Raw genomic sequence first — 23,586 nt, 5'->3', positions numbered from 1 at the left:
TCACTTGAAGTCCTCCTCGCGGTACTCGGCGACGGAGCCCTTGGCGGTGGCCTCGCGCAGCTCGATGCGGCGGATCTTCCCGGAGACCGTCTTGGGCAGCTCGGCGAACTCGATGCGGCGCACGCGCTTGTACGGGGCGAGGACCGCGCGGGAGTGCTCGAAGAGCAACTCGGCGGCGTCCGGGCCCGGTTCGAATCCCTCGGCGAGCACGACGTACGCCTTCGGGACGGCGAGCCGCAGTGCGTCGGGGGCGGGCACGACGGCCGCCTCGGCAACCGCCTCGTGTTCGAGCAGGGCGCTCTCCAGCTCGAAGGGGCTGATCTTGTAGTCGCTGGCCTTGAAGACGTCGTCGGCGCGGCCCACGTACGTGAGGTAGCCGTCGGCGTCGCGGGAGCCGATGTCGCCGGTGCGGTAGTAGCCGCCCGCCATCGACTCCGCCGTGCGCTCCGGGTCGCCGTGATAGCCGACCATCAGGCCGACGGGGCGGGCGGAGAGGTCGAGGCTGATCTCACCCTCGTCCGCACCGGGCGCGCCGGTCACCGGGTCGAGCAGCTCGACCTTGAAGCCGGGGCTCGGGCGGCCCATGGAGCCGGACTTGAGGCGCTGGCCGGGGCTGTTGGAGACCTGGACGGAGGTCTCGGTCTGCCCGAAGCCGTCGCGGATGGTGATGCCCCAGGCGCGCTCGACCTGCTCGATGACCTCGGGGTTCAGCGGTTCGCCCGCGGCGACGACCTCCCTGGGCGGCGTACGCAGGACGGTGAGGTCGGCCTGGATGAGCATGCGCCACACGGTGGGCGGCGCACAGAAGGACGTCACTCCCGCGCGGTCCATCGTGGCCATCAGGCGCCCCGCGTCGAAGCGCGTGTAGTTGTAGAGGAAGACGGTCGCCTCGGCGTTCCACGGCGCGAAGAAGTTCGACCAGGCGTGCTTGGCCCAGCCGGGCGAGGAGATGTTGAGGTGGACGTCGCCGGGGCGCAGGCCGATCCAGTACATCGTCGCCAGATGCCCGATGGGGTACGAGACATGGGTGTGCTCGACCAGCTTGGGGCGGGCGGTCGTGCCGGACGTGAAGTACAGGAGCAGCGGGTCCTCGGCGCCGGTCACCCCGTCGGGCTCGAAGGTGTCGGCGGCGCCGGCGGCGTCCTCGTAGGCGAGCCAGCCCTCGTCGGCCGCGGCCGCGCCGACCACGATCCGGGAGTACTCCCCCGGCACCTCGCCGAACTTGGCGACGTCCTCGGGGCGGGCGACGACGTGCCGGGCACGGCCGCGCTCCACGCGGTCGGTCAGATCGGCGGGGCCGAGCAGCGGCGTGGCGGGGATGACGACGGCCCGCAGCTTCATCGCGGCGAGCATCACCTCCCACAGCTCGACCTGGTTGCCGAGCATGAGCAGCACCCGGTCGCCCGCGCCGACCCCGTGCCCGCGCAGCCAGTTGGCGACCTGGTTGGAGCGGCGGCGCATGGTGTCGAAGGAGAACCGCGCCTCGGAGTCGTCCTCCTCGACGATGTGCAGGGCGGTCTTGTCGTTGCCTTCGGCGATGACGTCGAACCAGTCGAGGGCCCAGTTGAAGCGCTCGGGGCGGGGCCAGGCGAAGCCCTCGTACGCCGACTCGTAGTCCCGTGCGTGCTGCAACAGGAAGTCACGGGCTGTGCGGAACTGTTCCGTGGATCCGTTCGCCGCGGATCCGTTCGCCGTCGGTCCGTTCGCCGTCGTCATCTGCGCTCCGTATGTCCTTGGGTGGCCCGGGATCCACCGCATGTCCCGCACCGTCGCGGGACGTGTCTGCCATCGTGTAGGGAGTGACGCAGGTCTCACCACCCCCATACGGGGGTGAACAGTGCGCGGCGAGGTGATGGACGGTGGGCGCAGGAACGGCCGAGGCGGTCGAGATGCGGGCTGCGCTGGTGCGGCTGCGCCGGGGCACGGGACTTCCCGTGGCGTTCGGCGGGCTGACCGCGAGCGCGGGCCGGGCAGCGGGGCACGTACGGATCGCCGAACTCAGCGGCGCGTCGACCGGCGCGCTGCGCGGCCTCGGCATCACGGCGGGCAACGGCCTGGGCGGCAAGGCCCTGAGCCTCGCCAGGGCGTGCGCCGTCACCGACTACCAGGGCTCGCGGCACATCAGCCACGAGTACGACGCCGCGGTCGCGGCCGAGGGCCTGCACTCGGTCCTCGCGGTGCCCGTCGTCGTACGGCGCCGGGTGCGGGGCGTCCTGTACGGGGCGCTGCGCGCGGCCCGGCCGCTCGGCGACCGGGCGCTCGACGCGGCGATGGCGGCCGCGCGGGACGTGGAGCAGGCGCTGGTGGTGCGCGACGAGGTCCAGTCCCTGCTGGCCGTGACGCGGGCCCCGGCCGCCGACGACGGCGGGTCGTGGGAGGAGGTCCGGGAGGCGCACGGGGCGCTGCGGGCGCTCGCGCCGAAGCTCGTCGACCCCGGGCTGCGGGGCGAGCTGCTCGCGGTGTGCGGCAAGTTGGCCCTGGCGTCGGATCCGGTGCGGCCCGCGGAGGCTCCGGTGCGGCTCACGCCGCGCGAGGTGGACGTGCTCGCGTGCGTGGCGGCGGGTGCGACGAACGCGCGGGCGGGCGAGCGGCTCGGCCTGCGCCCGGAGACCGTGAAGGGGTATCTCCGCTCCGCCATGCGGAAGTTGGGGACGCACACGCGAGGAGAGGCCGTGGTGGCGGCTCGGCGGGCGGGGATATTGCCGTAGGGGTGACGGCGGGTTGATGGTGGGGCCCGGCGATTGTCAGTGGCGTGGGCTTCAATGGTCTGTGTGCGGTTCTGCGTGTGGTTCCGCGTGCGGTGAGGGACGAGGCGGGAGGGGGCGGAGGACCATGGCGGACATGGTGTCGATGGACCGGTACCTGGCGTTCGCGGCGATGTCGCTGCTGGTGATCGTGGTTCCGGGGCCGAGCGTGCTGTTCGTGATCGGGCGGGCGCTCGCGCACGGGCGGCGTACAGCGGTGGCGACGGCGCTCGGCAATGTCGTCGGCTCGTACCTGCTGGTCGTGGCGGTGGCGCTCGGTATCGGCGCGCTCGTGGAGCGGTCGGCGTCGCTGTTCCTGGCGGTGAAGTTCGCGGGCGCGGCGTACCTCGTGTACCTGGGCGTGCAGGCGTTCCGGCACCGGCGCGACCTGAAGGCCTCGGACATAAGGGGCCCGGCGGGACCACCGCGCGGCGATCTGCGCACCGTGGCCGACGGAGTGCTCGTGGGCGTCACCAACCCGAAGGGCATCGTGTTCTTCGCGGCGGTGCTCCCGCAGTTCGTGAACCACGACGTGGGTCATGTCACCACGCAGATGCTCCTGTTGGGCCTGATCCCGATCTCCATAGGCCTGGTCACCGACACGCTGTGGGGGCTCACCGCGTCGGCGGCGCGCACCTGGTTCGCGCGCTCGGACCGGCGGCTCTCGATGATCGGCGGGACGGGCGGCTTCGCGCTGATAGGCCTCGGCGTGACGGTGGCGGCGACGGGCCGCGCGGACTGAGGAGCGCGTACAGGCCGTGGGTCATGTGCGGACGGTGCCGAAGTCCACGGTGACCGGTCCCGGGGCTTCCAGGACGGCGGCGGTGCGCTCCGCTTCGGCGACGAGTTCGTCCCGCTGGGCGCGCGTGAGCTTCCGGAAGGGTTCGAGGGTGAGCACGCTGCCGGACGCCCCCTCCTTACTCTCCTTGCCCTCCTTGAGGGTCCACAGACCCGCCAGGAACCCATCGACGAGGAACGTCAAGTAGGCGGTGTTCACCTGCCAGTTGCGGCCCCGGTCGACCTCGTGGATCACTCGGGTGCGGTCGGCGTGCGACAGGAGGAGGTTGTCGAACTCGGCGAGCAGCCGCGGCGGCGCGGGCGTGTCCTCGTCGGGGCGGGGAGCGTCGGGCAGGTCGAACAGTTCGACGCCGTGCTCGTCGCGGAAGGTCACGAGCCGGGGCCGCAGCCGCTCGAAGGCCTCCTTGGTCCGGGTGATGCCGGCCCACTGCTGGAAGTCCTTCACCGAGGCGGGCCCGAAGGCGCCGAGGTAGCGGAGGATCGTGTCGTCCGGGGCGGGCGTCGGCTCGGTGGTCCGGCCGAACCACTGCTCGGCGGTGGTCAGCCGCACCCCGCCGCTGCGCCGCCACAGGCCGCGCGGTGTGACCTGGACGAGAGGGAGGCAGCCGCGGGCCGCGATGGTGAGGGCCTGTGGGTCGGCATCGGGCCAGTGCCCGAGGAGCAGCTCGCGGATCTCCTTCGGGGTGCGCGGCTCCTCCTCGACGTACCGGCGGGTCAGCTCGGTGAGCCGGTCGAGGTCGACGCCGACGAGGCCCTTGCGGAACATCCGCAGCTCCCGGTCGCGGGCGGGCTGCACGAGGGGACGCAGCGTCATGCAGTCGTCGACGGTGTGCATATGGATGGTGGAGCGCATGGTGACGAGCCGGGCCACGCGGCGCTCTTCCAGGGCGGTGGAGAGCGCGGCGGGGGTGAAGTCGGCGAGGCGCGCGGCGAGCGCGAGATACGGCGGCCTGACCTCCTGCGCCTGGAGCCCGACCAGCCGGTCGATGGTGTCCTCGGCACTCAACGGGCGCCGTTCGAGCAGGAGTTGGCGCTCCAGGGTGGCGCGCCCCAGGGCGCGGGCGGTCATCGGCTTCGTCGTCATACGGGGAAGGTAACGGGAAATTAGGTCGGATGCGGTCCGCGATGCGCTGCACCGTGATGTCACCTTCGCTGGTTACGCTGCCGGGGACCCGGCAGCGTAACCACGGAGGGAGGCGGCGATGACACGACGGCAGGGACGAGCCGGCCGGAACGAGCACGGTGGGGCGCGCCGCTACTCCTGGCGCCGGTCGGCCGACCAGGCACCCCCACCGTCCGATCCGCCGACCGCGCCCGCGACCGCCCCGGCGCCGCAGGACCAGGACACCGTGGTGAACGCGGCGCTGTACCGGGACGGGGTGCGGGTCGCGACCCCGGAGACCCTCACGGACACCTACCGGCAGCTGCGCGAGAAGCCGCGCACGATGGCGTGGATCGGCCTGGCCCGCCCCTCCGACTCGGAACTCAAGTCGCTGGCCGCCGAGTTCGACCTGCACGACCTCGCGGTCGAGGACGCGCTGGAGGCACATCAGCGCCCGAAGCTGGAGCGCTACGGCGAGACCCTCTTCGTCGTCCTGCGCGCGGCCCGCTATCTGGACGCGCAGGAGGAGGTCGACTTCGGCGAGCTGCACGTGTTCGTGGGCCCCGACTTCGTCATCACGGTCCGGCACGGCGCGGCCCCCGACCTCTCGGCCGTCCGCGGCCGCATGGAGGCCACCCCCGACCTGCTCCGGCTCGGCCCTGAGGCGGTCCTCTACGCCATCCTCGACGCGGTCGTCGACGGCTACGCGCCGGTGGTGTCCGGCGTCCAGAACGACGTCGACGAGATCGAGACGGAGGTCTTCTCCGGCGCCCCCGCCGTCTCACGCCGCATCTACGAACTCTCCCGGGAAATGGTCGAGTTCCAGCGCGCGACCCGCCCCCTGGTCGGCATGCTGCACGCCCTGATGGCTGGCTTCGCGAAGTACGGCACGGACGAGGAGCTCCAGCGCTACCTCCGCGACGTGGCCGACCACGTCACCCACACCAGCGAACGCGTCGACTCGTTCCGCCAGGCCCTCGCCGACATCCTCACGGTGAACGCGACCCTGGTCACCCAGCAGCAGAACGCGGAGATGCGGGCACTCGCGGAGGCCGGCTTCGAACAGAACGAGGAGATCAAAAAGATCTCCAGCTGGGCGGCGATCCTCTTCGCCCCCACCCTCGTCGGCACCGTCTACGGCATGAACTTCGACCACATGCCGGAGTTGCACTGGGTGCTCGGATACCCGCTCTCGATCGCCCTGATGGCCACGGTCTGCGTCAGTCTGTACTTCATCTTCAAGCGACGGGACTGGCTCTGAGCGACCTCTCTCGGCTCACGCCATGAGGCGGCCGATGTCCTGAGGGTCCAGACCGGTCAGCCGGGCGATCCGTTCGCCCGGAACTCCTGCCTCCAGGGCCCGGTGCACGAGCGCCTCCCAGCCCTGCGTCGTCTGCCGGAACTCCAGCAGTTCGCTCTCCATGTCCGTGACCGACTGCGGGGCACACTCCTGCTCGACCCGCAGGGCTTCCTCCTCGCTCAGCGGAACGGGCAAGTGCTCCGCGCCCTCGGGCAGGAAGGCCTTCGCCTGGGCCGGAAGGATCCTGACCTGATCCGACGTCACCGAGACGCCATGCGCCTTCAGCCACCCGCGTACGGCAGGTGTCTCCGCGCACTCCAGGTCGCCGACCACAGCCAGCGGCGCCCCCAGCCGGGGCCGACGGTCCGGAAGAAGAAACAGGTATGCGTCATCGGACATCTCGCGGAATCGCCTTCTCGATCGGACCTCAGCGGGCTCACTGATGCTAGCGCCCCTGGCCTCCCGCGGGACCGCACCATGGTGCGGCACGGCCGGCCCACCTGAACCTAGGAGGAGCCACCCACCGCCGCGGCAACGGCTCCGCCGATGGCCTTCGAGCCGGCGGCATTGGGATGCAGCGGGGCGGCGATGTGGGTCGGGACCAGGCCTTCGAGGTACCGGTCGGCGGGTGCCGCGCAGCTGTCGTGGCCGATGCCGAGGGGGTAGGTGTCGACGAAGGTCGCTCCGTGGTCCTGAGCCGTCTTCTTCAGGGTGGCACCGAGGTGGTTGACCGTGTTCTGGATGTAGGTGGCGTCGACGTCCCAGATGGGCTGGGTGGGGAAACAGCCGCCGGGGCGGATGTAGTTGCCGTATCCGATGACGAACAAGTCCGCGTTGGGGGCCAGTTCGTTGACGCGGTCCAGAGTGGCCGCGAACTTCGGCGCCCAGGCGTCGATGTCGGCCTTCAGCGTGTCGACGCCGCCCTTGGTGTAGGCAGCGGCGCAGCTGCTGCCCAGCGGCTTGGCCGCGACGTTGACGCAGCGGAGGGTCGCGGCGACCAGGTTGGTGTCGTTGCCGCCGATGGTGAGGGTGACGAGGTCCGTGTCCTCGTCGAGGGCGTCGAATTGGGGTGCGGTGCCCGGGTGTTGGGAACTGCTGAAGTTCTCGACGGTAGCGCCCGAGCAGCTGACGTCGGTCAGCTTCGCCCCGAGCGCCTTGGCCGCGATGTGCGGGTAGTCGGCCAGGGACCGCAGGCACAGCAGATTCGAGGTGTCGGTCGGGAGCACCAGCGGGGCGGCGGCGTACGAGTCCCCCATCGCCACGTAGTCGAGGGGGTCGGCGGCCGCGGCCGTGGCCGTGGGGACGGCGGCGGGAGTCGCCAGAGCGGATGCGGCGATGACGGCTGTCAGCACGGCGCGCGAACGGGAGAACACGGGGCTCCTTCGAGGGGTTGGCGGTGCGCGCGAACGCACCGGTCGACGCGGCTCTCGCCCGGCGGGCAGACAGACGGGCACACCGTTTACCGGCCGGTAAGTTTGTGGTGGGATACATCATGTCGGCGCACCGGCTCCCCGCTTCCGGTCGGGAGAACAGCGTTTCGCGAGGTGTTTTGTGGCTGCGTACAAACCCGAAGGCATCACCGTCGGCGGCGAAGACCTCCAGCACTACCTCCTGAGCTCCCTGCACCGACTCCAGGGGGAGGTCGTGGAACGGCTGCGGGTGCAGCTCCCCGTCTACGGGAAACTTCCCGCCGAACAGCTCACGGGCGATGTCACGCACATGGTCCGGCGCGGGATCAACGGCTTCGCCCAGGTACTGACCGACGGCCAGATGCCCGACCCCGAACAGCTCGCCGAGCTGAGCGGCTCGGCCGCGCGGCGCGCCGAGGAAGGACTGCCCGCCGAGGCGGTGGTGGCCGCCTACTTCCTCGGCGCCCGCCTGTGCGTGGACGAGGTCGCGACCAGGGCGCGCGGCGAGGACCTGGCGGCTCTCACCACGCTGCACCGGCTGATCCTGGAGTACCTACAACTCGTCACCACCGCCGTCACGGCCGGCTACCTCCAGGAGATGCGGTCCACGGCCGGTGAGCGGCACAGCGCCCAACAGCTTTTGCTCAACGCCCTGTTGGAGGGCCGGGCCGACACGGCGACCACGGGCGGGGCCGGCCTCACCCTGCCGCCCGGCTACCTGGTCCTCTCCCTGTCCCTCGCCCCGCACCCGGACGAGCGGGCCCCCGACGTCGACCCGGCCGTCGCCGCCCAGCGCAAGCTCCGCCGCGTACGCACCGAACTCGACCTGCACACCCGAGGTGCCGCACTCACCTCACTCACCACCGACGGCGGAATCGCCCTGCTGCCCTGCGAGACCGATCCCGACGGCCTCACCCCGGCCCACTGGGACAACACCGCACAGCTGACAACCCACCTCGAACGGGCCGCCGGCAGCCCCGTCCACGCCGCGGCCGTCCCCGCGCTCCCCCGCGACATCCCCGAGGCCTGCCCCGTCGCCGCCGAACTGACCCACATCGCCACCGCCTCGGCCCGGCCGCCCGGCCTCTACCGGCTGGAAGACCTGGCCATCGAGTACCAGCTCTCCCGACCGGGCCCGGCCCGCGACCACATGGCCCGGCTCCTCGATCCGCTGCACGGTCACCACGACCTGCTGCTCACCCTCAGCACCTACCTGCGGCACAACGCGGACCGACGCCGCACGGCCCGGAACCTCAACGTGCACCCCAACACCGTGCTCTATCGGCTGCGCAGGATCACCGACCTGACAGGCCTGGACGCCACCCGTCCTGCCGACGTACCCACCCTCCACGCCGCACTCACCTGCCGCACCCTCCGGCAGGCCCCCGACACCGGGCACCACTGAAGCCGCTCAGAGGTGGCCGTCCAGGAGCTTCCGTACCTCGGCGGTGGTCATGGGCCCCGTGCCGTGCGCCACCGCCTCCCCCTCCTTCAGCAGGACGCAGGACGGAGCCCCGGTGACCCCGTACCGCTCGGTCGCGGCCGGACAACGCGTGATGTCAACGCGGACGACCGTCAGGCGGCCCGCGCAGTCGTCGGCGATGCCACCCACGACGAGGTCCATCACGCGGCAGGGCTCGATCGCCTTGGGCCATGTCCCGGTGAAGTATGCGAGGACCGGAACTCCGCTCATCCCGAGGATGAAATCGAACTCCGCGTCCTCACGGGGTCGGTGTATCCGGCTCGCCATGGAAGCTCCTGCTCTCACGTTCCGTCATTCCGTCCCCATCATCCCGCGTCATCCCGTGTCATCCCTCGCGTCACCCCTCACGCAGCCCGACCGCCAGCGTCAGTTCGAGGACCCGGTGCGGCGACGCGAGATCCGGAAACAGCTGCCGCAGCTGCGACATCCGGTACCGGACCGTCTGGGGATGGACGAACAACGCCGCCGCCACCTCGTCCCGCCTGCCCTGGTGCAGCAGCCACTCCCGCAGCGTCTCCTCAAGCCGCCGTGCGGTCGCGACGGGCAAGGTCCCGAGCGGTGCGAGGGCTCGGGCACGCAGGTCCGCGAACGCGTCCGCGTCGGCGCTCAGCACCAACTCCGGCAGGTGGTCCTCGGTGTCGTGAATGTCAGGGGAGAGGGAGCGCGCGCGGACGGCTCGTGCGTACGAGGCGGACGCCCGGGCCCACGGCCGGGCCGGGCCGACCACAGCGGTGCGGTCGGTCAGCTGCCGCAAGAGATGTGACCGGTCGGCATCGGGGACGAGCAGCACACCGGTGGCGTCCGGCAGATCGTCGAGGACGAGGGTGCCCGGGTCGAGCGTGCGGTAGGCGGGCCGGGCCTGGGCGGCGGGCAGCAGGACCGCGGTCAGCGAATCCGGCGGCTGCCACCCGGCCCGTTGAACGGAGGCAAGGAGCACGTCCGGGCTCGCGCCGGCGAGGAGGTCGCGGGCCAGGTGTTCCAGGTGGCGCTCGTGGGCCCTGCCCCGGGCGGCCAGTTCGTCGGCGTGGCCCGCGGCGCTCGCGGCGGAGAGCTCGTCGATGTAGGCGAAGGTCAGCTCGGCGAACTTGGCGACCTCGGCGGCGGGCAGCCCCGCGGGTACGGCACCCGCCGCCAGGCATCGCCAGGCCACGCGGGCGCCGACGCGGTAGGCGCTGAGCAGGGCGTCCATCGAACGGCCGTCGCGCACCTCGCCGCGGCCCAACTCGTAGGCCGCGTCACCGCCGTCGCCGCCCGAGGCGTTCCCGCTCGCGAGGTCCAGGTAGTGCCCCAGGGCGGTGCGGACGGCCCGGCGGATGGTGCCGCCCATGCGGCCCGAAAGGGCGTTGGCGTAGGGAGGGACCTCGTCGATGATCGCCTGGACGACCTCGTCGGCGGTGGTCTTCACTGCGGCCCGAAGCGCGGTGACCGTCGTCTCGTCCAGGGCCAGTTCGCTGGCCCTCCGGATTGCATGGTTCACGTTTTTGTTCCCTGCGAACAATTCAGCCAGCCAGATTTACGTCCTGCGGTCAGGACTTTACGCCTTGCGGCACAGCAGGCTGGAGCCATGACGAGTACGGCCCTCCGTAGCAGGGCTTGGAAACTGCTGGAAATGGTCACGACGCCGCTGCTGCCGTCGGACTACCTCGACCTGGTCAGCCCGCTGCGCGCGGGCGCCGACCTGCGTGGGCGCATCGAAGCCGTGCGCCCCGAGACGGGTGACGCCGCGACCATCGTGATCAGGCCGGGCCGGGGCTGGCGCGGCCACACGGCCGGTCAGTACGTGCGGATCGGGGTCGACGTCGACGGGGTGCGCCTGTGGCGTGCCTACTCCCTCACCTCGCCGACCGACCGCCACCGCCAGGACGGCCGCCTCACGATCACCGTGAAGGCGATCCCGGACGGCAGGGTCAGCAACCATCTGGTCCGCAAGGCGAAACCGGGCACGCTGATCCACCTCGACCAGCCGACCGGTGACTTCGTGCTGCCGCGGGCCAAGCCCGCCAAGGTGCTCTACCTGACGGCCGGCAGCGGCATCACGCCCGTGATGGGCATGCTGCGCGACACCGAGTTCGACGACGTCGTCATGGTCCACAGCGCGCCCCGGCCGCAAGACGTGATCTTCCGTGACGAACTGCACGCACTGGCCGCGGAGAAGAAGCTTCAGCTCACCGAGGTGCACACCGACACGGACGGCACACTCGACATCGCCCGCCTCGACGAACTCGTGCCCGACTGGGCCGAGCGCGAGACCTGGGCCTGCGGGCCCGCCGGCCTGCTCGACGCCGCCGAAGCGCACTGGACCGAGCACGGTATCCAGGAGCGCCTGCACACCGAGCGCTTCCGCCCCGGCATCGTCGTCACCGGCGACGGCGGCGAGGTCACGTTCAGCGCCACCGGCAGGACCGTCGACGCGGACGGCGCCACGCCGTTGCTGGACGTCGGCGAGGAGGCCGGCGTACTCATGCCCTCCGGGTGCCGCATGGGCATCTGCTTCGGCTGCGTCACGCCGCTCAAGGCGGGCGCCGTCCGCGACCTGCGCACCGGCGAGATCACCGAGGCCGACCCCGGCGTCCTCATCCAGACCTGCGTGTCCGCCGCGGCGGGCCCCTGCGACATCGAACGGTAGGAGCACCTTGACCGCCATCGACCCCACCGCCCACCTGACCGCGGAGCAGATCGAGGAGCTCGGCCGCGAGCTGGACGCGATCCGCGACGAGGTGATCGCAGGACGCGGAGAGAAGGACGCCGCGTACATCCGCAAGGTCATCTCGGCGCAGCGCACGCTCGAACTGGTCAGCAGGGGCGTGCTGTTGTTCTCGATCTTCCCGCCCGCGTGGCTGCTCGGCACCGCCGGGCTGTCCGTGGCGAAGATCATGGACAACATGGAGATCGGCCACAACATCCTGCACGGCCAGTGGGACTGGATGCGGGACCCGAAGATCCACTCCACCACCTGGGAGTGGGACCACGTCTCGCCGTCCGACCAGTGGAAGCACTCGCACAACGAGCTGCACCACACGTACACGAACGTGATCGGCAAGGACAACGACCTCGGCTACGGCATCATGCGCGTCGACGAGGACCAGAAGTGGCACCCGTTCCACCTCGGCCAGCCGGTGTGGAACTTCATCAACGCCTGCTTCTTCGAGTACGGCATCGCGGCGTACGACCTGGAGCTCGGCAAGAACCTGAACAAGCGCCGCCGCAAGAACCCGGAGTTCCGCGCCCGGGCCAAGGCCGTGGGCCGCAAGATCCGCAAGCAGGTGCTCAAGGACTACGTGATCCACCCGCTGCTTTCGGGCCCGTCGTTCCTCCCCACGCTCGGCGCCACGTTCACCGCGAACCTGGTCCGCAACATCTGGTCCCACTCGGTGATCATGTGCGGGCACTTCCCCGAGGGCGTGCAGGTCTTCGAGCGCCGGTCGATCAAGGGCGAGACGCGTGGCCAGTGGTACCTGCGCCAGATGATGGGCTCGGCGAACATCAGCGGCAGCAAGGCCATGCACTTCATGAGCGGCAACCTGTCGCACCAGATCGAGCACCACCTGTTCCCGGACCTGCCGAGCAACCGGTACGCCGAGGTCGCGGTGAAGGTGCGCGCGCTGTTCGAGAAGTACGAGCTGGACTACGTCACAGGACCGCTGCCCAAGCAGGTGTTCTCCGCGTGGCACAAGGTCTTCCGGCTCTCGCTGCCGAACAAGCCGAACAAGAAGCCCAAGGCCGAAACGCCGGACCGCGAGCGGGAGCTCGTCGCGGTCTGACCCCCGGCACGTATCCGGACAAGTAGCGCCTCTACGACCATCCGGGTACATACATCACCGAACCCCCCGAATGCCGCTCAAAATACAACGGAATATCGCGGATCGGCGTTGACTGTGAACAGATCCCTGTCTGTTCACAGCCGACCGACCGATGGATACGCCCTTGCCCCGCTTCAGTGTGATCGTCCCCGCACATCTGGTTCAGGCGTATCTGCATGCCTGCCTCGATTCCGTGCTCAGCCAGTCCTACACGGACTACGAGCTGATCGCGGTCGACGACGCCTCGCCGGACGCCTGCGGCGAGATCATCGACGCCTACGCGGCGCGCGACGCGCGCGTGCGGGCCGTGCATCTCCCGGAGAACGCCGGGCTCGGCCCGGCCCGCAACGCCGGCCTGGAACGGGCGAGCGGCGAGTACGTCATCTTCCTCGACAGCGACGACACCCTCGCACCCGGCTCGCTCGCCGCCATCGCCGACCGGATCAAGGAGACCGACGACCCGGACATCCTGGTCTACGACTACGCGCGCGCACACTGGGACGGCTCGCTCGCCCGCAACCAGTACGCGCACCTGCTCGAGGAATCCGGCCCGGCCCCCTTCACCCTGGCCGAACGCCCGTCGCTGCTCCGCCTGTTGATGGTCGTGTGGAACAAGGCGTACCGCCGCGAGTTCCTGGTCGACTCCGGTCTGACCTTCCCGCCCGGGTACTACGAGGACACCCCCTGGACGTATCCGGCGCTGATGGCCGCCGGATCGATGGCCACGCTCGACCGGGTCTGTGTCCACTACCGCCAGCGCCGCCAGGGCAACATCCTGTCCACGGTCAGCCCGAAGCACTTCGACATCTTCGACCAGTACGACCGGGTCTTCGCGTTCCTCGACGCGCATCCCGAACTCCCCGCACAGTGGCGGCCATTGATCTTCCGGCGGATGATCGACCACTTCTGCACGATCTTCACCACCCGCGGCCGTCTGCCCCGCGGAAGCCGGGCGGACTTCCTGCGGCGCGCGCGCCGGCACTACGCGCTGTACCGCACGCCGAGCACACCGGGCACCCGCGTGAAGCCCCCCACCCGGATGCGGCACGGCCTGGTCCGGCTCGGCGCGCACCGCTCCTATCGCACCGTCATGGGGACCCGTAACGTACGCGCCCTCGCCCTGCGCCACCTCAGACGCGCGGCCCACGCGGCCCGCGGCGCGACCCTGCAGACCCACTACCGCATCCAGTGCCTGCTGCCCGTCAAGGACGATCTCGCGGTCTTCTCCGCCTACTGGAACCGCGGCTACTCCTGCAGCCCCGCGGCGATCGAGTCCATGGTGCGCGACCTGGTCCCCTCGATGCGTACGGCCTGGATCGCACGCCCCGACTACACCCACACCGTGCCGACCGGAACCCACCGCCTGACCCCCGGCACGTTCTCCTACTGGACGGCCCTGGCCCGCGCGAAGTACCTGGTCAACAACGTCAACTTCGACCGCAGGCTGCGCAAGCGCCCCGGTCAGATCCTGTTGCAGACCCACCACGGCACGCCCCTCAAGAAGATGGGCCTCGACCTCCAGGAGCACCCGGCGGCGGCCGGCGGAATGGACTTCGCGACCCTCCTGACGAACGCCGACAAATGGGACTACAGCCTCTCGGCGAACCGGCATTCCACCCTCACCTGGGAACGCGTCTACCCGGCCGGTTACACCACCCTGGAGTACGGCAACCCGCGCAACGACATCTTCGCGAGGGCGAGCGGGGCCGACCGCGACCGCACCCGCGAACTCCTCGGCATCCCCGGGGACGCGACCGTCTTCCTGTACGCCCCCACCCACCGCGACTACCAGCGCACCCAGACACCTCGCCTGGACCTCGCCCGTCTGGCGCGCAATCTGGGACCTTCGCACGTCGTCCTGACCCGCGCCCACTATCTGGCGGCCACCGACAAGAGCGCCGCGGAATCCCACCCGCGCGTGATCGACGTGTCGGACCACCACTCGGTCGAAGAGCTCTGCCTGGCCTCCGACGCGCTGGTCACCGACTACTCGTCCCTGATGTTCGACTACGCGGCCCTGGACCGTCCGATCGTCCTGTTCACCGACGACCACACGGCCTACGAGGCGGCCCGCGGCACCTACTTCGACATCCGCGCCTTCCCGCCGGGCCCGTTCGCCCGGACCCAGGACGAGCTGATCGACGTCCTCGTCACCGGCCACTGGAACGGCTCCCGCTCCACCCAGCTCCGCACCGCCTTCCGCGCGCGCTTCTGCCCGTACGACGACGGACACGCCACGGAGCGGGTGGTGCGCAGGGTGTTCCTGGGAGAGAAAGCATCCCCGGAACCAAACCGACCCGCCCAGCGCGTCACGCTGCTCAGTCCCGCCACCGTGACGCATTCCCCCTCGCTGGATGCCTGAATGCGCACGCCAATCACTCTGCTCGAACTGCACCTCCGCTCGCACCACAACCGTATGCGTGACGACCGTGCCTCCCCACACTCCAGCTTCAAATTCGAACGATCACGGTGAACAATGGCAATGCGCTAGAGAGCTTCAGACGGTGACAGTACGAATTGCGAACTGGGCGTTCTGCGTGTAATACGGACGGATCTCACGGCGTAGCGCAGTGACGGGTTGACCAGTTGTGCGCACCAGGCGTAGCCGCTGGCGCAATGAGCGTGCTGTATTACTCGGCATCACTGGGCTCTTCACTTCAAGCACCGGCCGGGGGTAGGAATAGACACGCGAGGGCTGTAGTACGTCCGTAGCAAGTTTGGCCACGGGCACGACAGCACCTCCAGGCCCACTCGGGAGGACCCGGAAATCCCAGATCTCGTCCATCGAGGTGGGTAGGTGGTGAATGCTCGACAGCGAAGCGCAGGAGACCTTGAACTCCAACTGTTCCCGATCAATACGGTCCGGACGAAAATTGAGGGTTCGCTCGGGGTCACGCCGATTGACAGCCTCAACGACTGCGTCCCCGCTCAGTGCAAGACCCCAGACCTGAGCCAAGACCTTCACCTCCATGGGCGAGCAGGTGACTGACACCACCTCAGCGTGCTGATCACGCACCCTGCTGCGCAGCCTCAGCGATCCGTCCTGATCCTTGTACGGAAGGACAATCTCAAGGGCTGGCCCCGTGAGATGCGGCAAGGCAGGCGTCACCAGAGCCTTCGTGTCACTTCCGCTGCAGAGAAGCGGCCCTTCGCGACTTACCCCATCCCAGAGAAGTACCTGCCAAGTCCCTTCGGCAAGAGCACCCCGCCCTGGAAGCACAGCACGACCTTCGGACAGCGGTAGCCGAACATCGGGACTCTCCCCACCAAGGTCCCGGCAGACCAATGTTGCGTCCGGGCCAAAGCCATCAGTACTCCCCTCCGCCAAGGTCAGTTGCACGTCGCCTACCTCAGTAACCAGGCAGTGCGCTGCCACAGACCTGGAGGCGCACGTGCGCACAGCGGAGAGAATTCCCTCAACGCGATCCACACTCGGGCCAGGACCGAAGCGCCGGGCAGACTCCACAGCGGCAGATCCCAGTCGCTCCCGCAACCTGGGGTCCCCTGCCAGCCGTTTCAAAACGGCCGCCAGCGCGGCCGTGTCGCCCCTCGGCGTCAGGATGCCGTCCACGTCGTCGGTCAGAATGTTTCGGGGCCCGTGGTCGCAGTCCATGGCGACAGTGGCAAGTCCACTGGCCATCGCCTCAACCAAGACGACACCGAACGGCTCCCGGAGCGACGGCAATACGAAGACCGAACCTTTGGAGAGCTCTTCAGAAATAGGGGACACCGGCCCCATGAGCAGCACGCGGTCAGACAAGCCTGCTTCATTGATCTGCTTGCGGAGCGCTCGCCCCTCCGGCCCGCTGCCATAGATCCGGAGACTCCAATCCGGGTACGCCGAGGCCATCTCGGAAAACGCTTCTACCAGGGCACTGAAGTTCTTGTGCTTCTTAAGGAGACCACCGGAAACAATAACCTTCCGGTCAAGCGTGGCGAGTGCAACCCCTGGGTCCGGGACACAATTTGGCAGTACGTAAATTCGGTGAGCAACATCCGGAACAAGCCGGGAAAGATTTCGCTTCTCTTCCGGGGTCAGCACCGTGATCCCATCCAACCGAGGGTAAGCCTCGGCGAACAAGGGGTCACGTACCTCCCTCCCATAGATACTCGGCATCGAGTGCTCCTGGGCGATTTTCAGGAATTCCCTGTCGCAACGAGCCAGCACTGTAGTGATTCGAGGGTTGGAACTAATCACTACATCCGCGTCGGTGGCGCCAAGAAACTCCACCAGCCGCCTCTCGGCAAGCCTACTGACCACCACGGTCTTGTCGGTAGGCGGGTATGGGTACAGGATCGGAAACTCTCCGGAAAGCGGATCGTCACCGTCATAGAGAGGAGAGTGGGGCCGCATATCGGTGAGTGAAATCCGCGAAACGCGGGAGTCGAGAGGGAAGTGCAATGAGTCTTGAATCCGACGCAGGGAGACAATCTCGACCTGATGACGCTCCGCCAACGCGCTCGCCATGTTTTGGGTCGCACTGACAACGCCACCCATGTGGCAAAGGTCGCGGACCAGAAATGAAATCTTCACACAATACCTCTTTTACTGCCATGAATTCACTGGCGGCACCTTGCCGGATGCCAGGATGCTATACGAGCAACCCGCTAGAAAGGCACAGATTTCAGACCTGACTGCGCTCCGGCACATTCGTCACCACCACGCACAGTGCCTGCACTCTGTAGCGGTCGAGTAATTCTCCAGGCGCGACCGTCCACATGCGGTAACGACCGACGTCAGAGAACGTGTTCAGCCTCGATCGGATTATTCGAGATGCGCTACGCGTGCGTTGGATGATCGACGAATCCCTCGCCACCGGGACGAGGAAATCCAGAAGTCCATCCGCGACGCCTCCGACCGCATCCTGTGGCTCTAAAACGGTGAGGTCCGCATGGGCCGCCGCACCGGGGACGTCCTCCAGGAGTACGAGAAGTTCAACAGTAAGTAGTCGTCAGATCTCCTTGGCCTGCTCGAGCATCCGGTCGACGACCCGGGCCGCGGCCCTGCCGTCGTCGAGGTCGCAGAACTGGCGCTGGAAGCGTGCGAATCGGTCCTGGTGCGTGATGTGCACCTTCTCGATGTCACGGATCGCCTCGACCAGTTCCTGCGAGGTCCGCAGCAGTGGCCCCGGGGAGTCGGCCTCGAAGTCGAAGTAGAAGCCGCGCAGGGTGTCCCGGTAGTGATCCAGGTCGTACGTGAAGAACAGCATCGGCCGCTCAAGATGCGCATAGTCGAACATCACCGAGGAGTAGTCGGTGACCAGGAGGTCGGCGGCCAGGTAGAGGTCGGCGATGTCCGGGTACTCCGAGACGTCCCACACGAAGCCGTCGCCGGCCCCCTGGACGACGTCGACGATGTTGGAGTGGCGGCGGATCAGCAGGACGTGGTCCTCGCCTAGCTGTTCGCGGGCATCGGCGATATCGATCTTGAGGTCGAACCTGAACTGGCCGGCGCTGTGCGCCTTGTCGTCCCGCCACGTCGGCGCGTAGAGGACGGCCTTCTTGCCCTCGGGCAGGCCGAGTTCGCGGCGGATCCGTGCGGCGGCCTCCTCCCGGTCGGGGGCGTAGAGGCGGTCGTTGCGCGGGTATCCGGCTTCCAGGATCTCGCCCTCGTACGAGAAGGCGCGGCGCAGGATCGGGGTGGAGAAGCGGTTGGAGGAGACCAGGAGGCTCCAGTTGCCGGCCTCGAGCGCGAGCCGGTTCTGGTACTCGCGGTCGAAGTGCAGGGTCTCGATGTCGTGGCCGATCTTCTTCAGCATGGTGCCGTGCCAGGTCTGGACGATCACCTGTCCGGGTCGGCGCTCGATCCATTCGGGCAGGTGCCCGTTGGTCACGATGTAGCGGCTGGTCGCCAGCGCCTCGAACCACTCGCGGCCCCACATCCGGACCTTCTCCGCCTCGTCGGGCAGTTCGACCTGGCCGTCCCGGACCGCCCACAGGTGCCGCAGCCCCGTATCGCGCCGGGCCAGTTCCTCGTACATGGCACGCGGGCTGTCGGAGAACTGCTTGCCGTTGTAGCTGAGGTAGAAAACCTGGTCCCGCAAGGGCGCATCCACTCGCATCCGCTCGTAGACCTCGCGGCGCAACTGGAGTTGGCGGTACGGGCCGCGCTCGTCGTCTGCCAGCTCGGAGCGGCAGTTGAGCTGCGGGTAGTTCTCCCACCGGTTTTCCAGCCAGTAGCGGCGGCCCTTCAGTTCGCTGTGCAGGGGGAACTGCGGCAGGGCGAGGCGGTCGATGACGAAGGGCGTCCGCGGCTCGTCGGCCTCGCCCACGAGGAAGAGGTTCCAGCGGCCGGCCTTCAACGGGAGACCACCTCCTGCCCCGCCCATGACGGAGGGGTCGAAGGAGGCGGTGAAGGTGCCGTCGGGGCGCCAGTCGATGCGGCCCGGACGCTCGTCAGCACGTTTCTGGGCGCGCAGTACCAGCTCCCTGCCGATGTCCTTCTGGCTTGCATGCCCGGACAGAACGATCTCCCCGTCGAGTTCCGCAATGCGGTCGATAACAGCACGTCGGATCCGACTGGCGATCTTCAGATAGCCATTGGCGCCGGCAGTGACCGCGACCTCGATACGTTTGGCGGCCCCGACGTCCATACCGGCATCCGCCACAAAATGCTCGGGGAGATCGGTGGTCAGGTCCGCGAGACCTTCGCGAATCACCGTGGAGAAGCGGCGCTCGCCGCCCTGCAAGTCCGTGGCCACCCATTCGGTGCTCCAACGGCGCCGACCGAGACGTGCGCCGTCGCCGTTCGGGTCGACGAACCGCGCAACCTCGGCGAGTGGCACGGCGACGGCGAGCCCGGCCCCCCGCCCGCGGCCGTTCACCTCCGCCGGATAGTCCATCCGGTCTCCGGTCGCGCGGTTCCGCAGCCGCAGCGACATGCGCTCGTCCGGGCGCAGTTCGGTGCGGAGTTCGCCCTCCACGCGCAGGGCGTCGCCGTCGAACCGGCGGTCCGTGATCAGTGCGCGGACCCGCTCGACGCGGACCTTCAGGGCACCCCGGACGTTGTGGGGCACGATCCGGTGGTCGGCGTCCACCCACTGCACGGGCGGATAGTTGGTGGCGGCCGCACCCCGCGTCCATACCGCGCCGCGCCGCATCAGACCGGCCGCGTACACATGGATGCCGACGTGCCAGAGGCCCTCCTGCCAACGGCCGCGCCTGCGGAACTTGGCGGGGTCGATCTCCACGCGCCAGCCGGCCCAGTCGTAATTGTGGGACTTCTGGCCGGAGTCGGTGGTGGCCTGCGGATGATGGACGTTGGCTGCGGGCAGCAGGGTGCGGCGGCGGCTGCCGTCCCGCTTGAGCTGGATCGCCTTGACGCTGCCGCGGCGGGTGGGCACGTCGATGCGGCTGATCCAGGCGTCGCCCTCCAGGACGAGCTTGCCGCCCTGCCACTCGGCGGCGCGCAGCGGGGAGCGCAGCTCCAGCTCCTTGTCGATGCGCAGCGCCGCCTTGGGCAGCGTGAAGCCGCGGTCGGTGAGCGGGGCGAACTCGGCGTACTTGTGGCGCCGTCCGGTGACGGTCACCGGGTCCTTGCGGCGCCGGGAAGCGAGCAGCGCGAGGAGTTCCGCCATGGCGTGCTTGCGCACCAGGATCCACTGCACCCGCAGCACGGCGGGCAGGCCGAGGACCAGCTTGGGGTCGATCTGGTCGAGGAACCGGTTGGCCTCGTGCAGGAAGGCCCTGCGGAACTCCGCGTCGCCGTCGGGCAGGACGCGCAGGAAGAGCCGGAGGTCGTCGCGCAGTACCCGCTCGTCGTACTCCCGCTTGAACCTCTCGGCGCGCGGGTCGGGCAGCGCGCCGAGGAAGGAGGAGACGGTGAGGACGGCGGCGACCCGGTCGCGGACGGCCTGTGGTTCGGTGCGGCGCTGGGTGATCGAGGGGGCGGACTCGCCCTCGCGCAGCCGCCAGTAGTAGACGGGTTCGCCGACGATGTCGACGGCCTCGGCCCGGTAGTAGGCGGTCAGCACGACGGAGATGTCCTCGTGCAGCACGCCCTCCGGGAAGGAGAGGCCGCATCCGTCCCAGAAGGCGCGGCGGAAGACCTTGTTGCAGGCGATCCGGTCGGCGATGAGACGCGAGTCGTCGGCGATGTGCACCCGGCGGCGGAGGTCACCGGACAGCATCCCGAGGAGCGGCACCTGCCACGTCTTCTCCCCCCGCAGATGATGCACGTTCCCGGTGGCGAAGTCGGAGCCCGACTCGTCCAGGCTCCCGACCATCGTCCGGTACGCGTCGGGCGGTACGACGTCGTCGCTGTCGACGAAGGTGACGTACTCGCTCGACGGGGAGACGTTCGCGAGACCGGTGTTACGGGCCGCCCCCAGCCCCGCGTTCTCCTTCCGCACCAGCCGGAACCGCCCGTCGCGGGCCGCGTACTCGGCGGCGATGGCGGCCGAGTCGTCCGGTGAACCGTCGTCGACCATGACGACCTCGAGGTCCTTCATGCTCTGCCCGGCGAGCGAGTCCAGGCAGGCGGGCAGGTACTGCTCCACGTCGTAGATGGGGACGATGACACTGAGGCGGGTGCTCATCGGGCTCGTTCTTCCTTCGCTGCCGGAGTGCGTGGGATCTCGGTGCCCACACATGCGGGCCGGGTGGGAGCGGGGGCGACGGGGCGCAGTTCGAGCGGCGTCACCGGCACGGGGGCGTTGTCGTCGAGGAACACCCGGCGCACGACGCGTTCAGCGGCGCGGCCGTCGTCGAACTGGCAGAAGCGGCGGCGGAATCCGGCCCGCAGGGCGGCGGCCTCGGGGCTGTTCCAGACCCCTTCGGTGAGCAGCGCCTCCAGGTCGTCCTGGGTGCGGGCGACAGCACCCGGCGGCTCGTTCAGCAGGTCGAAGTAGGTGCCGCGGACGGCGGAGTAGGTCTCCCAGTCGTCCGCGTAGATCATGATCGGCCGGTCGAGGACCGCGTAGTCGAACATCGCGGAGGAGTAGTCGGTGATCAGGCCGTCGGCGGCCAGGTAGAGGGTCTCGACCCTGGGGTGCCCGCCGACGTCCCTGATCCGGCCGCTGCGCCGCAACTCGCCATAATCCGGGGCGGAGTTGTAGAAGTAGTGGCCGCGCACGAGCAGGACGGTGTCGGGACCGAGGGTCTCGGCGAGCCTGGCGAGGTCGAGCCGGGGCGCGAAGGAGCTCTCGTACTCGCGGTGCGTCGGCATGTAGAGCAGCGCGGTCACACCCTCGGCGAGGCCCAACTCCCGTCGCGCCCAGTCCACTTCGGTGGCACCCGCGCGGGCCAGCACGTCGTTGCGCGGGTAGCCGGTCTCCAACGTGGTGTGGGGCGAGGGGTAGACCCGCTCCCAGACGGCCGTGGAGTGGGTGTTGGAGGAGAGGCCGTAGTCCCAGCGGTCGCAGCGCCTGAGCATCCGGTCGAAGTCCATGTCGGTGGAGGCCGGGTAGCGCCGCTGGTCCGTGCCCATCGTCTTCAGCGGGGTGCCGTGGTGCGTCTGGACGTGGATCTGGCCGGCCCGTTTGACCACGGAGTCGGCGAAGTTGACGTCGTTGACGAAGTACCTGGCACGGGCCATGACCGACCAGTACGCGCGCGAGCCGACCAGCACGTGATCGGTGCCGTCCGGGACCCGGTCCACGCAGTCCGGCCGGATCAGCCAGACGGGGCGGATGTGCGGGGCGAGTTCGGCGAGCCGGTCGGCGATCGCGGCCGGGTTCCCGGTGACGCCGCGGCTCCAGTACGAGGAGAAGACGGCGAGGTCGTGCTCGATGGGACGGTGCAGCTCGGCCCAGTAGTGGGCGGCCATCGCGGCCCGCTTGGCACCCCGGACCGCGCCCACGGCCCGGCGCTGCGCTGCCCGGGTGCCGCGCACCGTCTCGTGCAGGCCGCGCATGGCGAGGTGGGCGTCCTGTTCGAGGAGCGCGTAGCGGTGGCCGCGTCGGCCGCCGGGGCGCCGGTAGCCGTCGGGCCGGCGCGTCCGGTAGTGGCGGGCGGCCTCGTGGAAGAACTCGGCCTTGTCCTGCTCTGGCAGCCGGCCGGGCTTCGTGTAGATGGTGAGGTAGTGGTCGACCATCTTCTCGAACAGCCGCTCACGCCAAGGTTCGAGCTCGGGGTGCGCGTCGAGGTGTGCGAAGACCAGGTCGTACTGGCCGAAGGCGTCGAAGTGCTTGCGGCTCGTGGCGCTGAGGATGTTGCCGCCCTGGCGGCGCTGGCGGTACTCGATGCACACCCGGTCGAGGACGGCGATCCGCTCGGCGGTGATCAGCGCGGTGAACGTCCACGGGACGTCCTCGTAGTACCCGGCGGAGAAGGTGAAGCCGTGCCGGGAGAGGAATGCGCGCCGGTAGGCCTTGTTCCAGACGACCTGCAACAGCCCGAGCAGGCTGGGGCGGTCCACGAGCGGGAAGACGTCGGGGCCCTTCTCGGCCAGGAGGTGGGCGACGCCGTTGGGCCGTCGGCTGTCGTCCCAGTAGGTGCGCGTGTAGTCGAAGACGAGGAGGTCGGGGTCAGCGGTGGCGTCGAGCCGGGCGGCCATCGCGGAAAGGGCGCCGGGGGCCAGGGTGTCGTCGCCGTCGAGAAAGACGACGTAATCGCCGACGGCGCGCTCGAGACCGGCATTGCGGGCCCGGCCGAGGCCCACGTTCTGCTCAAGGTGTACGGCATGCACGCGCTGGTCGGCCGACGCGAATTCGTCAAGCAATGCGCCACAGCCGTCGGGCGAGCAGTCGTCGACGGCGATCAATTCGAAGTCGTCGTACTCCTGTCCCAACACCGAGTCCAGGCACTCACGCAGGTATCCCTGCACGCGATGGACCGGGACCACAATGCTGAAACGCGGCATGGGCAACGACTCCTGCCTGTCTGTTGTCGGGTGACCGAATGGCACCTTCCGTAACAAACCGACACATTAACCCATAAATTCGTGCGTAATTCGCTACACGTCGCTACACGCATTGATGCGCCCATTAGGGCGCATATCAAAGACGGAGG

Annotated in this window: 16 protein-coding genes; 7 read left to right on the top strand and 9 right to left on the bottom strand. The window is 69.1% G+C overall.

Annotated elements, in window-relative coordinates; genetic code table 11:
• Window positions 1-1,716, bottom strand: a complete 1,716-nt coding sequence (locus OHA73_RS33170; protein WP_327656873.1) for an AMP-binding protein — start codon at window positions 1,714-1,716, stop codon at window positions 1-3.
• Between the two features lie 173 nt (window positions 1,717-1,889).
• On the opposite strand from OHA73_RS33170, the gene OHA73_RS33165 reads away from it, so the two are divergent.
• Window positions 1,890-2,708 carry a response regulator transcription factor gene (locus OHA73_RS33165; RefSeq protein WP_327658572.1) on the top strand — a complete coding sequence of 273 codons (819 nt, stop codon included), beginning with the start codon at window positions 1,890-1,892 and terminating at the stop codon, window positions 2,706-2,708.
• Between the two features lie 133 nt (window positions 2,709-2,841).
• Window positions 2,842-3,486, top strand: a complete 645-nt coding sequence (locus OHA73_RS33160) for a LysE family translocator (protein ID WP_266718986.1) — start codon at window positions 2,842-2,844, stop codon at window positions 3,484-3,486.
• A 21-nt stretch (window positions 3,487-3,507) separates the two neighbouring features.
• Here OHA73_RS33160 and OHA73_RS33155 read toward each other — a convergent pair whose 3' ends face one another.
• Complete coding sequence (locus OHA73_RS33155) at window positions 3,508-4,626, bottom strand: winged helix DNA-binding domain-containing protein (protein WP_327656872.1); 1,119 nt, start codon at window positions 4,624-4,626, stop codon at window positions 3,508-3,510.
• 118 nt (window positions 4,627-4,744) lie between these two features.
• Between OHA73_RS33155 and OHA73_RS33150 the strand changes: the two genes are divergently transcribed.
• A complete protein-coding gene (locus OHA73_RS33150; RefSeq protein ID WP_327656871.1) occupies window positions 4,745-5,905 on the top strand; it encodes a magnesium and cobalt transport protein CorA in 1,161 nt (386 codons plus the stop codon).
• Window positions 5,906-5,920: 15 nt separating this feature from the next.
• Here OHA73_RS33150 and OHA73_RS33145 read toward each other — a convergent pair whose 3' ends face one another.
• The gene (locus tag OHA73_RS33145; RefSeq protein WP_266715261.1) at window positions 5,921-6,343 is read right to left on the bottom strand and encodes a DUF6003 family protein; all 423 of its coding nucleotides are present in this window, start codon (window positions 6,341-6,343) and stop codon (window positions 5,921-5,923) included.
• 107 nt (window positions 6,344-6,450) lie between these two features.
• Window positions 6,451-7,317, bottom strand: coding sequence for an SGNH/GDSL hydrolase family protein (locus tag OHA73_RS33140; protein ID WP_267068729.1), 867 nt, complete (start codon window positions 7,315-7,317; stop codon window positions 6,451-6,453).
• A 178-nt stretch (window positions 7,318-7,495) separates the two neighbouring features.
• On the opposite strand from OHA73_RS33140, the gene OHA73_RS33135 reads away from it, so the two are divergent.
• Entirely contained in the window at window positions 7,496-8,758 is a 1,263-nt protein-coding gene (locus tag OHA73_RS33135) for a PucR family transcriptional regulator (protein WP_267068730.1), read from the top strand.
• 6 nt (window positions 8,759-8,764) lie between these two features.
• Here OHA73_RS33135 and OHA73_RS33130 read toward each other — a convergent pair whose 3' ends face one another.
• Together OHA73_RS33130 and OHA73_RS33125 are read right to left on the bottom strand one after the other, a co-directional pair.
• Window positions 8,765-9,103 (bottom strand): thioredoxin family protein, encoded by a 339-nt coding sequence (locus tag OHA73_RS33130; protein ID WP_267068731.1) that lies wholly within the window; start codon window positions 9,101-9,103, stop codon window positions 8,765-8,767.
• A 70-nt stretch (window positions 9,104-9,173) separates the two neighbouring features.
• Entirely contained in the window at window positions 9,174-10,313 is a 1,140-nt protein-coding gene (locus tag OHA73_RS33125) for a helix-turn-helix domain-containing protein (protein ID WP_266715257.1), read from the bottom strand.
• 132 nt (window positions 10,314-10,445) lie between these two features.
• On the opposite strand from OHA73_RS33125, the gene OHA73_RS33120 reads away from it, so the two are divergent.
• The 3 genes from OHA73_RS33120 to OHA73_RS33110 all read left to right on the top strand — a co-directional run bounded on the left by OHA73_RS33120 (window position 10,446) and on the right by OHA73_RS33110 (window position 14,998).
• The gene (locus OHA73_RS33120) at window positions 10,446-11,462 is read left to right on the top strand and encodes a ferredoxin reductase (protein WP_267072745.1); all 1,017 of its coding nucleotides are present in this window, start codon (window positions 10,446-10,448) and stop codon (window positions 11,460-11,462) included.
• A gap of 7 nt (window positions 11,463-11,469) precedes the next feature.
• Complete coding sequence (locus OHA73_RS33115; protein ID WP_266715255.1) at window positions 11,470-12,597, top strand: fatty acid desaturase family protein; 1,128 nt, start codon at window positions 11,470-11,472, stop codon at window positions 12,595-12,597.
• A gap of 163 nt (window positions 12,598-12,760) precedes the next feature.
• Window positions 12,761-14,998, top strand: a complete 2,238-nt coding sequence (locus OHA73_RS33110; protein WP_267068732.1) for a bifunctional glycosyltransferase/CDP-glycerol:glycerophosphate glycerophosphotransferase — start codon at window positions 12,761-12,763, stop codon at window positions 14,996-14,998.
• Window positions 14,999-15,133: 135 nt separating this feature from the next.
• Here the strand turns inward: OHA73_RS33110 and OHA73_RS33105 are convergent, their stop codons facing one another.
• The 3 genes from OHA73_RS33105 to OHA73_RS33095 form a co-directional block, all read right to left on the bottom strand.
• On the bottom strand, window positions 15,134-17,170 hold the full coding sequence (locus OHA73_RS33105) for a glycosyltransferase family 4 protein (protein WP_327656870.1): 2,037 nt from the start codon (window positions 17,168-17,170) through the stop codon (window positions 15,134-15,136).
• Window positions 17,171-17,588: 418 nt separating this feature from the next.
• The gene (locus tag OHA73_RS33100; protein WP_267068734.1) at window positions 17,589-21,173 is read right to left on the bottom strand and encodes a bifunctional glycosyltransferase/CDP-glycerol:glycerophosphate glycerophosphotransferase; all 3,585 of its coding nucleotides are present in this window, start codon (window positions 21,171-21,173) and stop codon (window positions 17,589-17,591) included.
• Window positions 21,170-23,437, bottom strand: a complete 2,268-nt coding sequence (locus OHA73_RS33095) for a bifunctional glycosyltransferase/CDP-glycerol:glycerophosphate glycerophosphotransferase (protein ID WP_327656869.1) — start codon at window positions 23,435-23,437, stop codon at window positions 21,170-21,172. The genes OHA73_RS33100 and OHA73_RS33095 overlap by 4 nt, the downstream gene beginning before the upstream one ends.
• Between the last annotated feature and the right edge of the window lie 149 nt (window positions 23,438-23,586).

Origin of the sequence: Streptomyces sp. NBC_00483 (assembly GCF_036013745.1) — a bacterium.
Classification (GTDB): Bacteria; Actinomycetota; Actinomycetes; order Streptomycetales; family Streptomycetaceae; genus Streptomyces.
Note: the sequence above shows the minus strand (reverse complement) of the source record. Positions and strands in the feature narration are given on the sequence as shown.